Source organism: Paenibacillus pinisoli (genome assembly GCF_003605435.1).
In the GTDB taxonomy this organism is placed as follows: Bacteria; Bacillota; Bacilli; order Paenibacillales; family Paenibacillaceae; genus Pristimantibacillus; species Pristimantibacillus pinisoli.
The window spans coordinates 1,383,507-1,396,389 of the sequence record NZ_QXQB01000001.1; the positions used below are offsets into that span (position 1 = coordinate 1,383,507).

Below are 12,883 nucleotides of genomic sequence, written 5' to 3' on the forward strand. Positions count from 1 at the left end.
ATTCTCAGTCTATTATCATTTGTACCACAAAAGAGAGTCCAAGACAAAGATATAAAATCTATTAGCTTTATAGTCATTGACTATAAGTTAATTACCTGTTGCTAATCGGGGGCAGGCTCTATGCAACCCTCGCGCTCTTTATTTCGTTTAAATTGTTAAGAATATGAAGAATAGAATTGAAAAGAATACTAAGAACAAGAAGAGGATATCAGGCATGACTGTCAAATGGAATCTGAACGACCGCAATAAAGCCCGTATCTTATTCTTCGCTTATATGGCTGTGTTGTTTGCCGCGGAGAATGTCTATTCATTTATGATATTCAATTCGTTTCTCGCTTTCGCAGCGCTTGAAATCTCTTATCTCCTGCCGCTGTTCCGTCCCAAGACCAAAGGCGAGTGGCCTGCCGGTCTTTTTGTGTATCTGCTGTTTCTGCTTATGTCGCCCAACGTCTTTTATATCGTGACGGATTTGATCCATCTCAATTTTTTTCCGTTCCGCTACACGGCCGGGTTGGTCGTGCGGGAATGGTGGAATTACTTTCTGCTCGTGACAGGTGTGCTTCTGGCCATATTTTATTACATAACGATGATTCGAAGCATTCGCAGCCTGCTTGCAAGGTTCAGATGGAGCGGCCTCATCCTGCTCTTGTTCGTCGTGCTGCAAGCTGTTGGCATTTTTATCGGACGTTTTCTCCGCTTCCATTCTGTTCATCTATTCACCGAACCGCTCGCGCTGCTGGGAGAATTCCTGAATTCTATCACGCCAGACGCTTTAATGTTCATCGGGTGGATTACAATTCTTCAGCTTTTGATTATTTGGATGTTTTCCCATTCAGCAAAGGAGCAAACGCATGAGTGAATGGACCCTATATGCGATCAGGACCGGATTGATCGTCTTGACTGCCTCTTTCCAAATCTATATGGCTGTCAGCCTCTATCGCCTGGAAAAATCCGTTCTATGGGCGCTGATCGGCCTGCTGCTGCCATTCGGACTTAACGTGCTGCTCTATCAAGCCGTGAAGCTGGAGCCTGCTTCGCGTTACGATCTGGGAAAGCTGCCCGCCGACCGCCGCAAGCTATGGAGAAGAACACATCTGTTGCTGCTTCTGCAATATATGATTCTGTTCGGCGTTGTCGGCTGGTTTTTGTCGCCGGCTTAAGCTGAACAGTCCGCGCCGATAGCCCAATCGCGAAGACAAAAGCAAAATACGCCCCGGTATCAAAAAAAGCACGAAGGATTATTATGCGGAACGCTGCCTCTTAGGCAGCGCACACCGCGAATGATCCTTCGTGCTTTTGTATGATCGCCTAAATCAGGCTCATCTTGTCGCGGCGGCCCGGCGACTTGCGCTTGTCAATCAGACGATTGACCGCATCCAGGTACGCCCTTGCGCTCGCTTCGAGAATATCAGTGCTCAGTCCGCGGCCTTGCGCTGTTACTTCGTCCTGCTTAAGCACGACGTGTACTTCGCCCAGCGCGTCCTTGCCTTGGGAGACGGACTTGATGGAGTAATCTTCCAGCTCGACCGCTTCCTTCGTTGCAGCGTCGATCGCATTGTAGATCGCGTCGACCGAGCCGTTGCCTTCCGCTGTTTCTTCACGCACTTCGCCTTCTGTAGTACGGACGCGAACAGTCGCATTCGGCGTAGACTTATTGCCGTAATTCACCTGGATAGTCTCCAGCGTGAACACTTCTGGCGTATCTACGAGCTTCTCTTCAAGAAGCGCGCGAATGTCTTCGTCATTAACGGCCTTCTTGCGGTCAGCCAAATCCTTGAACTTGGCGAACGCCGCATTCACCGCTTCTTCCTCCAGCTCGTAGCCGAGGTCAATCAGCTTCTCGCGGAATGCGTGACGGCCGGAATGCTTGCCAAGCACCAGCTTGGATTCCTTCAGGCCGATCGCGTCCGGCGAGATAATCTCGTACGTCGTCTTCTCCTTCAGCATGCCGTCCTGATGAATGCCGGATTCATGAGCGAAGGCATTGGCGCCGACGATCGCCTTGTTGCCCGGAACAGGCATGCCTGTCAGCTTGCTGACAAGACGGCTGGTCTTCGCAATTTCTTTCAGGTTCAGCGTCGTCTGGGCTCCGAAGAAGTCTGGACGCGTCGCTAGCGCCATAGCCACTTCTTCAAGCGCTGTGTTGCCCGCGCGCTCGCCGATGCCGTTAATGGTGCCTTCGATTTGATCCGCTCCGTTCAGAATCGCTGCCAGCGAATTCGCCGTCGCCATGCCAAGATCGTCATGGCAATGGGCGCTGAGCTGAATCTTCTCGATATTCGGCACTTGCTCTTTCAGCGTCTTGAAGATGTTGCCGAACTCCAAAGGATTCAAATAACCGACCGTATCCGGAATGTTGACCACAGTCGCGCCGGCCTTGATCGCCATATCTGTTACCTGGCAGAGGAAATCAAGCTCCGTACGGCCCGCGTCTTCCGGGGAAAACTCGACTTTATCAAAGTATTTCTTCGCATAGCGAATCGCGCGGTCCGCCGCCTCCAGCACTTGCTCCTTCTCCATCCGCAGCTTATGCTTCCTGTGGATCGGGCTTGTAGCCAGGAACAAGTGGATGCACGGGTCTTGCGCTCCCTTCAGCGCTTCGCGCACGGCATCGATATCTTGCTCGCGCGAGCGGGACAAGCCGATCACCGTAGCATTCTTCACTGCGAGCGCAACCGCATTAACGGCAGCAAGGTCGCCCGGGGATGCAGCAGGAAAGCCGGCTTCCATACGATCGACGCCCAGCTTCTCAAGCTGAAGCGCGATCTCCACCTTCTCCTTCGTATTCAGGTTGACGCCAGGAGATTGCTCGCCGTCACGAAGCGTTGTATCGAAAATATAAATTTTCCGCATTATGTCCTCTACCTCCATGAACAGAATGATCCCGATTGCACGCGGAAGCGGACATGCAAGGACGTGAGAGACGAGCCTGGCATGAGCTCCGGTGAACCGGGATTTGTTATTCCTATTACATCAAGTATATATGACTTAATGCGTTATTATTTCTTGATCCAGTGCATCAGTTCGCGAAGTTGCGCGCCTGTTTGCTCGATTGGATGAGCAGCTTCATTGCGGCGAGTAGCCGTCAGCATAGCGCGGCCGGATTGGTTCTCCAAGATGAAGTCGCGAGCGAAACGGCCGGATTGGATATCTTCCAGAACGCGTTTCATTTCTTTCTTCGTCTCTTCCGTCACGATACGAGGACCTGTTACATAGTCGCCGTATTCAGCTGTGTTGGAGATGGAGTCGCGCATTGTAGCCAGACCGCCTTCGTACATCAGGTCAACGATCAGCTTCAGCTCGTGCAAGCACTCGAAGTAAGCCATCTCAGGAGCGTATCCAGCTTCAACCAGCGTCTCGAAGCCTGCTTTAACCAGTGCGGAAGCGCCGCCGCAAAGTACAGCTTGCTCACCGAACAGATCTGTTTCTGTCTCTTCTTTGAACGAAGTTTCGATAACGCCCGCACGCGTACAGCCGATGCCTTTTGCATAAGCCAGGCCGATTGCTTTTGCGTTGCCTGTAGCATCTTGATGGATTGCGATCAGACCAGGAACGCCGAAGCCTTCTTGGTAAGTACGGCGAACCATGTGGCCTGGGGACTTAGGAGCAACCAGGAATACGTCCTTGTCCGCGCTTGGCACGATTTGTCCGTAGTGGATGTTGAAGCCGTGGGAGAACATCAGAGCCGCGCCTTGCTTCAGGTTCGGTTCGATTTCTTCCTTGTATACTTTCGCTTGCGTCTCATCCGGAAGCAAGATTTGAACAACGTCAGCTACTTTAGTAGCTTCTGCAACTGTCAACACTTCAAAGCCGTCTTTCTTGGCAACGTCAGCGGATTTGCCCGGACGAAGACCGATAACGACTTTCAAGCCGCTGTCGCGAAGGTTTTGTGCTTGTGCGTGGCCTTGGCTTCCGTAACCGATAACTGCGATTGTTTTACCTTGCAGTACGCCTTGATCAGCGTCTTTTTCATAATACAATGTAACTGCCATGAGAATGATTGCCTCCTTTAATTTAACCCTTTTGAGCGGGTGTTTAAGCGGAGAGCCGAGAAACCGCGCTTCCCCTCTTAAACTCCCGCTCAAAGCGGGATATAGACGTGTGTGGATTTGTTGTAATGACGGGACGATTATTGTTTCACGTTACCGCGGTTAAGCGCGGTTACACCAGTGCGTGAAAGCTCGCGGATGCCATAAGGCTTCAGCAGCTCGATCATGGCATCTATTTTCTCGGTGTCGCCTACGACCTGCACCATTAGCGAGTGCGTGCCGATATCGACGACTGCCGCGCGGAAGGTCTCGACAACGCCCAGAATTTCCGGGCGGGATGCAGGCTCCGCATACACCTTGATCAACGCCAGCTCGCGGGCTACCATCGCGTTTGCGCTGAGATCAATGACTTTAATAACATCAATCAGCTTATAAAGCTGCTTGGTAATCTGTTCAAGTGTATGATCATCGCCTGATGTGACGATGACCATGCGCGAGAGGCCTTGCTCCTCGCTTGTTCCCACCGTAATGCTCTCGATATTGAAGCCGCGGCGTCCGAACAAGCCGGATACGCGCTGCAGAACGCCGGGCTGGTCATTGACGATTACTGCAATCGTATGCTTCTTCATTCCGCATCCCCCATGATCATTTGATCGATGGTGCTGCCTTGGGCTACCATCGGATATACGTTTTCGTCTCTGCGTACGACGAACTCGACAACCGCCGGACCCGGATGGCGGAGCGCTTCCTCCCATGCCGTGCGCGCCTCTTCCTTGTTCGATGCGCGGAAGCCTTTGACGCCGTATGCCTCAGCCAGCTTAACGAAGTCAGGGCTGCCTGCCAGATCGATATGGCTGAACCGGTTCTGATGGATCAGCTCTTGCCACTGTCTCACCATGCCCAGAACCTGATTGTTCAGAATAACAACCTTAACCGGAATATTGTTGATGGCGCAGATCGCAAGCTCTTGCGCGCACATCTGCATGCCGCCGTCGCCGTTGATCGATACGACAGTGCGGTCCGGATTGGCCATCTGCGCGCCGATTGCCGACGGGAAGCCGAAGCCCATCGTGCCGAGGCCGCCGGAGGTTACCCAGGAACGCGGCTTGTTGAACGGATAATATTGCGCCGCCCACATCTGATGCTGGCCTACGTCCGTCGTTACAATCGCATCGCCGTTCGTCGTCTGATGGATCATCTCCACAACCCATTGCGGCTTCAATTCCGTCTCGGAATCGATATAGCGGAACGGATATTGCTTCTTGGAAGCCTGAACCTCCGCTCTCCACTCATCAGCCTTGTCAGCGCGTACAGCCAGCTTGTTGGCTTGAGCCAATACCGTCTTGACGTCGCCTACGATCGGGATATCCGTCGGAACGTTCTTGCCGATCTCCGCCGGATCAATATCGATGTGGACGATCTTCGCATTCGGCGCGAAGCCCGACAGCTTGCCTGTTACGCGGTCGTCGAAGCGCGCCCCGATATTAATGAGCAAATCAGCCGACTGAATCGACATATTCGCTGTATACGTGCCATGCATGCCCGGCATGCCGATCCAGTGATCGTTGCCGCTCGGGAATCCGCCCAGTCCAAGCAATGTCGTCGTAATCGGAATTTCGGTCTTCGTTACGAATTCCAGCAATTCCTCATGAGCTCCGGAGTAGACTACGCCGCCGCCCGCCAGAATAAGCGGTTTCTTCGCTTCCTGGATCGCTTTGATCATTTTGTCTACTTGCAGCTTGTTCGGCGAGATCGTCGGATTGTAGCCGCGTATGCTGACTTCATTCACCGGCTTGAACAGCGTCTTAGCTGCCGAAACATCCTTAGGAATATCGATCAGAACCGGTCCCTTGCGTCCCGTGTTGGCGATATGGAACGCCTCATGGATGATGCGCGGCAGATCCTCTACCTCGCGAACCAGATAGCTGTGCTTTGTAATTGGCATCGTAATGCCTGTAATATCCGCTTCCTGGAAGGCGTCTGTGCCGATCAAGGTCGACATGACGTTGCCCGTAATGACGACAAGCGGTACAGAATCCATGTAAGCTGTTGCGATGCCGGTGACGAGGTTCGTCGCCCCTGGTCCCGAAGTAGCGATACATACGCCTACCTTGCCGCTGGCCCGGGCGTAGCCGTCCGCTGCGTGGATTGCTCCTTGCTCATGTCTGGTGAGCAAGTGATTGAAGTCGGGATTTCCGTGCATCGCGTCGTAGATGTAGAGAACCGCGCCGCCCGGATAACCAAATACGCAATCTACGCCTTCCAGCAGAAGACTGCGAAGCAGAATTTCCGAACCCGAAATTACTTCAGGCTTGGAGAGCTTCTCGATTAATTCCTCTTTCGACTTTAATGTTGCACCTTGCGTTGCCATCAGTCTTCCTCCTCTCAAGAAAAAACAAAAAAACCTTCCGTCCTCAGCCCATAGCTGAAGGGACGAAAGGTTGATCTTCCGTGGTACCACCCAAATTCGTTATATATCTCCCGATATATAACCTCCATAGGTTAGAACGCTGTGCACATATCGACGTTCTACCGTTGGCACTGTAACGCTTGCCCTGCGATGCTCCCTAATACGCAACTTTGGTTGCTTTTCAGGAGGATAGCTCCGAGGTGAGCTCGTAGAAAAGGGGTTTTGGCGTCGGTTGCAGCTGATCCGATCGCTCTCTGAGCAAAAGAGCCCTTAACACTTCGTCCTCATCATTGCCGATTGATATGACTTTTCATTATTATATGCCGATTCTGACAGTTCGTCAAGAACATGCTTGCCGTTATTTTGCGCCGCATTCCAGAAGCGCCTGCACACAACCTTGCGCATATGCTCATATACTAGTGTAGCCCTTTCGAGGCAATCCCATGCAGCCGCGTCATACTTAGGGCGCAGCGTAGAATGGAAGGATACCATGATTCGAGCGCGCAAAGCAAGAACCGATGATGCCGAGCTTGTCCGGCTCATTCGCACAGAGCTGATTCCGATGTCACATACCGCAAGGCCGCTCGACGCCCGTATGGTCCGTGAGCTGCCGAAGCGCTTCCGCAAAGGCATGACGTATGTTGCGACAAGGTCCAAATTCGGTCCTCCTGTCGCTTTTGTCCATTTCTATGTGCATCAGAAGCAGCTGATTGTCGATATGCTCGTCACTCATCCCGAGCATCGCGGAAGGCATTACGGCACCGCTCTGATGGCGCATGCCGAGGCCTTCGGCAAAGCGCGTCATTGCCATGTGGCGCGACTGTACGTCGACCGGATCAATGGCAGAGCCCATCATTTCTACAATAAGCTCGGCTATCACACCGTCCGGTTTGTCCCGGAGCTTCAATGTTATGAACTGCTAAAACCTCTGGCCTCGCCATCCTTCTAGCTAAATTTTATCAAAGACCGTTAAAAGAATCCGCCGTTGCCGCAGCCTCCGCATGTCGGTACGCCGCAGCCGCAACCGCCGCCGAAGCCCCCGCCAAAGCCGAAGCCGCCGCCCCAGAACGGAAGCGTTCCGATAGCAAGCAGATCGAATAGAAGCAGCGGCCATAAGAAGAAGGCCTTCGTTCTTACCTTTTTGCCCTTCGAACCTTTTCCTTTGCCTGTAGACATAATGAGCCGGTTGCCGCGAAGCGCTACCAGCTTGCCAGAGACAACGGAACCGTCCTTGCGCATTGCATAGATGGATTTGCCGACCAGTTTCCGCACTTGTGCCCTGGAAACATTATTACGCATGCCAAATCCCTCCTTTCCCGTTATTCTGTAGTGTATTCGGAAAGGCCTCGACATGCCTGTATGTTTGTCCGCGGGGGTACGCAAAGAGGCCTCGCATCCGCCACAGAAGTGACGAAGACGAGGCCTCTTAAGTACGCTCAGGTTGAACTAAGCGTTGATTTTTTGTTTTGCAACGCCAGCCAGGGAGTTGAACGAAGCGATATCGTTCACTGCCAGGTCAGCAAGCATCTTGCGGTTAACTTCAACGCCCGCAAGCTTCAGGCCGTGCATGAATTTGCTGTAGGACAGGCCGTTCACGCGTGCAGCAGCGTTAATACGAACGATCCACAGTCTGCGGATGTCGCGTTTTTTGTTGCGGCGGTCGCGGTAAGCGTACATTAGGGACTTGCCTACTTGCTCCTTCGCTGTTTTAAATAAACGGTGTTTCGAACCGAAGTAACCTTTAGCCAGCTTTAGAATTCTTTTACGACGACGAGCGCGGACAAAACCGCCTTTAACTCTTGCCATGAGTGGAAACCTCCTGTGGGTTGAATTTATATCTTATGCGATCATTATTTCAAGTTGGAAAGACCTTGCTGCAAACGGCGAACATCGCCTGCGGCCATAAGCGGTTGACCCGCAAGAACGCGTTTTTGACGTCCCGATTTGTGCGAAAGCAAGTGGTTTCTGTAAGCTTTGTAACGTTTCACTTTACCAGTACCGGTAATTTTGAAGCGGTCTTTCAGACTGCTGTGCGTTTTCATCTTAGGCATGTCAGTTTATCCTCCTTAATGTTGGTCCAACAGTTAGCTGTTGTTTTTTGGTGCCAAAATCATAATCATGCTCCGGCCTTCCAGCTTAGGAGCGCGCTCGACATTGCATATTTCGGCAACCTCTTTGGACAAGCGTTCCAGAATCTTCTGGCCGATCGCCGCATGCGTGATTTCACGGCCGCGGAAGCGAACGGAAGCTTTGACCTTGTCGCCTTCATTCAGGAACTTGACGACGTTACGGAATTTCACCTGGTAGTCATGTTCCTCGATGTTGGCGCGGAACCATACTTCCTTGAGGTCAACAATCTTCTGGTTCTTGCGCGCTTCTTTCTCTTTCTTCTGCTGCTCGTAACGGAATTTGCCATAATCCATGATGCGGCATACCGGCGGTTTGGCCGTCGGCGCAACGTTCACCAGATCCAGATTAGCGTCAGCAGCAAGCTGCAACGCGTCGCGAATCGATTTGATGCCGATCTGCTCACCATCCGCTCCTACCAAACGAACTTCTCTGGCCCGGATTTCATCATTGATTTGATGTTCTCTGCTAATAACGTGCCACCTCCAAAATGGTATACGATCTTGTTGTTCCAAATAAAAAAATGCGGATTCTCATGGAACCCGCATCTCATAACCGTTCATTGATTCTGCTATAGCCGTCCCTTGAGGAACGTCAGCATACCCATCCGATTATCGCGAACCAGTCAGCTTAAGCCGAAAGGTGAGAAGCGGGCGCTTCTGCTTGTGCGAATATGTCATAACACAATACTGAATTACTATAGCACATAGCCTAATTGCATGTCAACAGCGAAAGCTTGCTTATTTGCTCTGCACTTCTTCGATACGGACGACGCGCGTATGCTGCGTGTGGCTCCATGTCTTGTTGTTCTGAGTGAAGAACGCATAGAACGTAATCGGCCACCAGGAGATCAGGAAGAACGGCAGCGTCAGCAGATGCGCGTACATCTTCCAGCTTCTTACCTTCTCCATCATCATCGCCGCCGGGAATTGAAGCACTGTAGCGGCAATCACTATTCCGATCAGCCACCATGGCATGTAGCCATAAAGCGAGTGGATGACATTAGGAGCTGGAAGCGCCATATCAACCCACATGATAGCCGTCAGCAGGAAGCCGAGCAGCGTATTGTAGACGGAGATCGTATAGATCGCGGCGTCGAACTTGACCAGGTTGCGTTCCTTGATGCTCGCCCACAAGAGCGGGAAGAAGTAATTGCGGGCCACGTTGAAGTGTCCTTGCATCCAGCGCAGGCGCTGTCTCGCAGAAGCACGGAACGATACCGGCTTCTCGTCATATACCTTGGCATCGTAGTTCAGGACAGGATAAATATTGCGCTTCACGCAGCGCATGGAGAACTCCAGATCCTCGACAAGGCTTGTAGCGCCCCATCCCATATCCTTCAGCAGGGCCGATTCAAAGCACATGCCCGTTCCGCCCAGGAAGTTGCTCATCTTCAAATTGGTTCTCGACAGCTGCCACAGGCGGTTGCAGTACCAGTAAGTGATGGCGTAAGCTGCCGTAACCCATGAGTCGCCCGGATTTTTCGTATCCAGATAGCCTTGAATGACTTGATGTCCTTCGCACAGATCGTCATTCATCAGCTGCAGGAAGTCCTTGTTCACCAGGTTGTCGGCGTCGAACATGACGACTGCGTCATATTGGCGCGGCATCGCCCACAGCTCTTTCAGCATCCACTCGATCGCATAGCCTTTGCCGCGCAAATGGTAGTTCGTGCGCTCGCAGGCATGCACGCCCATGCTTCTGGCAATGGCCGCCGTGCCGTCTGTGCAGTTGTCGCAAATGACGAATACGTCGAACAGCTCTTTCGGATAATCCAGCTTTTTCAAATTTTCGATTAGGGCGCCAACTACTTTCTCCTCGTTGTGCGCGGCTACAAGCACGGCGAACGATTTGCTTGGCGCATGGCGCTTCCTGCTCTTATTCTTCATGAAACCGAACAGGGAGAGCGAAAATTGATACACCGCGATACATGCCAGCACAACCTGAAAGAAAATAAACATAACGGTAAAGATCATACGGTATTGCCCCCTTAAAACCCCAGTTTGTGTGTGCCCGCTCCTTCTCTCTATAACGAGTCGGGCTCTCTTTTTGTTTTCTGTCTGTCGTTGTGAATTTTTAACTTTGTTTTGACTTACTGATTTTCCACGGAAACCTCCCACTTTGTCAAAATGGGAATTTGACTTATTTACGCTTAATTCCGCCGGAAAAACGCTTGCATTCAATTATGGGAGACTGTTCCCCCCGCTTTTCTTCGCTTCCGTCTTATTCTCAACCAAATGCTTCATTTTTAGCACAAATGTCCTTAATTGTTTCAAACTTATTAGAATTAATTAATCTGACTCTCCCGAAAGGGGGAATGTCCTCGCCAGGAAGCCGCGGCAATCGTCATGCAGCCCGCAAGAAGCGTGTCGAATATCGCATCCCAGGATTGCGACAGGCTGTAGGCATGAGCATTCCGTCCCAATCGCGCCTTCAGCTCCTCATCTCTATGCAGCAGTGCCAGCGCTTCCGCGAAGCCTTCGGCATCTCCGGGCCGGCGAAGGAGCCCGTTCTCTCCATCACGCACCGTATCGCGCACGCCGCCCGCATTCGCCGCGATGACCGGCGTCCCGCAGGCCATCGCTTCAAGCGCGACATTGCCGAATGTTTCGGTTGCCGACGGAAACAGCAGCGCATCGGCGGAGGCATACCAGCGCTGGAGCTCCGCCGCATCGGCAAAGCCGATGAACGTGGCGTTCACGCTCGCGTTTTCGCACCGCTCCTTGAGCGCTGAAGCGGAAGGGCCGTCACCCGCGATGACGAATGCCGCATCCGGAGCCATCCTCTGGAATAGAGCAAAGGCATCGATGGCGGTCTCGACATCCTTCTCCGGCGCAAGCCTCCCTGCATAAAAAGCTAGAAAGGCGCGCTCGCCAATCCCGTTCCTCGCCCGATGCTCGCAGCGGTTCACGAGCGGATGGAATAGGCTTGGGTCCACTCCCCTGCTCCACACCCCAAGCCTTGAAGGCTCCCAGCCACGGCCCGTCAAATCCCGGTGAGTCGTCTCGGAAGGCACAAATATCGCCTTGCAATCGCGATGAAACCAGTCCATATACCTCCATAGCAGTTTTTCCATCCATTGCAGATTGTAAAACGATAAATACTGATCGAAGTTGGTGTGATAGGAAGCGATGAGCGGAATATGGTATTTGCGGGCGTAATGAATGCCGAACAGGCCAAGGTTGAATGGGGTGGCGACATGAATCAGATCGGGCTTAAAGCGGATTAGGGCATTGCGGATATGGACGGGATTCGGAAGGGCAAGCCTGCATTCGGGGTATAGAAAAAAAGGCAGACTGGCAAAACGTTCGACAGAGTGGGATGCGCTATGCAGATGCGCGGACGCCGGCGGCTCCGGCGCAAAAACGATGCTCGGCACCCCCTGATTATCCAGGTAACGGGTCCATCTGCCCAGCGTGCGGGCGACGCCGTTCACATCGGGAACATACGTGTCGGTAAAGATCGCGATTTTCAATTTCGCTTCTCCTCCTTATTAACCCGCAACCTCCGGCTGCTTGCGGGCGTACTTAATAATAAGGATAAAGCTTGTATGTTCGAAGCGGATTAAGAGGTTATGAAGAGAGAGTTAATTCAGAATTATTATTTCGTTAACGCTCAGACAATAATCCTTTGCTACAATAGAAACAAGAAACAGATTCAGCCTGCCTATGGGAGAGAGGATGACAGCGATGCAGAGAATGATAGGTTGGATGAGAGCGAGAGAGCGGAAAATGCTGATGTGGGCAAATCGGAGGTCTACTGGGGGAAGACTGTACCAGATGGTCGACAGATGGCTCACCACGGTAACGCATATGGGCGGCGCCACGTTCACGCTCGCTTCGGCCCTTCTGCTTGCCTTGCTGGCGCCTGCTCCCTGGAATACAGCGGGATGGCAAGCCCTTGCGGCGGTTGCCATCAGCCATATACCGGTTGCGATTGTAAAACGCAAATTCAAGAGGCTACGTCCGTACCAGGCGATGCCCGAGGTCCAGACCTGCCCGAAGCCGCTTCAGGACTCCTCGTTCCCCTCGGGGCATACGACGGCGATCTTCGCATGGATTGTGCCGCTGCTGCTGGCTGGAGGCATCTGGACGCTGGCATTCACGCCTGCGGCGATGGTAATCGCTTTGTCCGTAGCCTGGTCACGCATGCATCTGGGGCTGCACTACCCGTCCGACGTCGCTGCTGGAGCGATCATCGGCACGGTTACGGCGTACGCCGTCTATTATTTCTGGATCGTCCCGACGGCGATTCTATAAGAGATTGTTCAAAAAGTCCACTTTTGATCACGAAGCCGATCAGGAAGATTACTCGACATCGAATATGGCATTCAGCCGGAACTTCCGGTGCTCACGTA

General features: G+C 52.5%; 14 protein-coding genes. 4 read left to right on the plus strand and 10 right to left on the minus strand.

What is annotated here, in order from left to right:
- Positions 1 to 214 precede the first annotated feature (214 nt).
- Both D3P09_RS06470 and D3P09_RS06475 read left to right on the plus strand, forming a co-directional pair.
- Positions 215 to 859, plus strand: coding sequence for a DUF1361 domain-containing protein (locus tag D3P09_RS06470; RefSeq protein ID WP_243643923.1), 645 nt, complete (start codon positions 215 to 217; stop codon positions 857 to 859).
- Positions 852 to 1,160, plus strand: coding sequence for a hypothetical protein (locus tag D3P09_RS06475; protein WP_120108141.1), 309 nt, complete (start codon positions 852 to 854; stop codon positions 1,158 to 1,160). Before D3P09_RS06470 ends, D3P09_RS06475 begins: the two co-directional genes overlap by 8 nt.
- 148 nt (positions 1,161 to 1,308) lie before the next feature.
- Here the strand turns inward: D3P09_RS06475 and D3P09_RS06480 are convergent, their stop codons facing one another.
- The 4 genes from D3P09_RS06480 to ilvB all read right to left on the minus strand — a co-directional run bounded on the left by D3P09_RS06480 (position 1,309) and on the right by ilvB (position 6,360).
- The gene (locus tag D3P09_RS06480; RefSeq protein ID WP_120108143.1) at positions 1,309 to 2,853 is read right to left on the minus strand and encodes a 2-isopropylmalate synthase; all 1,545 of its coding nucleotides are present in this window, start codon (positions 2,851 to 2,853) and stop codon (positions 1,309 to 1,311) included.
- A 146-nt stretch (positions 2,854 to 2,999) separates the two neighbouring features.
- The gene (gene ilvC / locus D3P09_RS06485; RefSeq protein ID WP_119798765.1) at positions 3,000 to 3,992 is read right to left on the minus strand and encodes a ketol-acid reductoisomerase; all 993 of its coding nucleotides are present in this window, start codon (positions 3,990 to 3,992) and stop codon (positions 3,000 to 3,002) included.
- A 137-nt stretch (positions 3,993 to 4,129) separates the two neighbouring features.
- Positions 4,130 to 4,618: an acetolactate synthase small subunit gene (gene ilvN / locus D3P09_RS06490; RefSeq protein WP_120108144.1), complete on the minus strand. Its 489-nt coding sequence runs from the start codon at positions 4,616 to 4,618 to the stop codon at positions 4,130 to 4,132.
- Positions 4,615 to 6,360, minus strand: coding sequence for a biosynthetic-type acetolactate synthase large subunit (gene ilvB / locus D3P09_RS06495; RefSeq protein WP_120108146.1), 1,746 nt, complete (start codon positions 6,358 to 6,360; stop codon positions 4,615 to 4,617). The genes ilvN and ilvB overlap by 4 nt, the downstream gene beginning before the upstream one ends.
- 529 nt (positions 6,361 to 6,889) lie before the next feature.
- On the opposite strand from ilvB, the gene D3P09_RS06500 reads away from it, so the two are divergent.
- Positions 6,890 to 7,348 carry a GNAT family N-acetyltransferase gene (locus D3P09_RS06500; protein WP_120108148.1) on the plus strand — a complete coding sequence of 153 codons (459 nt, stop codon included), beginning with the start codon at positions 6,890 to 6,892 and terminating at the stop codon, positions 7,346 to 7,348.
- A 20-nt stretch (positions 7,349 to 7,368) separates the two neighbouring features.
- Here D3P09_RS06500 and D3P09_RS06505 read toward each other — a convergent pair whose 3' ends face one another.
- From D3P09_RS06505 to D3P09_RS06530, 6 genes are all read right to left on the minus strand, one after another.
- Positions 7,369 to 7,698 carry a hypothetical protein gene (locus D3P09_RS06505; RefSeq protein ID WP_120108150.1) on the minus strand — a complete coding sequence of 110 codons (330 nt, stop codon included), beginning with the start codon at positions 7,696 to 7,698 and terminating at the stop codon, positions 7,369 to 7,371.
- Between the two features lie 147 nt (positions 7,699 to 7,845).
- Positions 7,846 to 8,205, minus strand: a complete 360-nt coding sequence (rplT, locus tag D3P09_RS06510; protein ID WP_120108152.1) for a 50S ribosomal protein L20 — start codon at positions 8,203 to 8,205, stop codon at positions 7,846 to 7,848.
- Positions 8,206 to 8,249: 44 nt separating this feature from the next.
- A complete protein-coding gene (gene rpmI / locus D3P09_RS06515; RefSeq protein ID WP_068682086.1) occupies positions 8,250 to 8,450 on the minus strand; it encodes a 50S ribosomal protein L35 in 201 nt (66 codons plus the stop codon).
- Between the two features lie 33 nt (positions 8,451 to 8,483).
- The gene (gene infC, locus D3P09_RS06520; RefSeq protein WP_120108583.1) at positions 8,484 to 8,981 is read right to left on the minus strand and encodes a translation initiation factor IF-3; all 498 of its coding nucleotides are present in this window, start codon (positions 8,979 to 8,981) and stop codon (positions 8,484 to 8,486) included.
- 285 nt (positions 8,982 to 9,266) lie between these two features.
- A complete protein-coding gene (locus tag D3P09_RS06525; RefSeq protein ID WP_424452072.1) occupies positions 9,267 to 10,502 on the minus strand; it encodes a glycosyltransferase family 2 protein in 1,236 nt (411 codons plus the stop codon).
- Positions 10,503 to 10,813: 311 nt separating this feature from the next.
- Positions 10,814 to 12,001 carry a glycosyltransferase family 4 protein gene (locus D3P09_RS06530; protein ID WP_120108154.1) on the minus strand — a complete coding sequence of 396 codons (1,188 nt, stop codon included), beginning with the start codon at positions 11,999 to 12,001 and terminating at the stop codon, positions 10,814 to 10,816.
- Between the two features lie 214 nt (positions 12,002 to 12,215).
- Here D3P09_RS06530 and D3P09_RS06535 point away from each other — a divergent pair, with 214 nt between their 5' ends.
- A complete protein-coding gene (locus tag D3P09_RS06535; protein ID WP_120108156.1) occupies positions 12,216 to 12,785 on the plus strand; it encodes a phosphatase PAP2 family protein in 570 nt (189 codons plus the stop codon).
- Positions 12,786 to 12,883 lie beyond the last annotated feature (98 nt).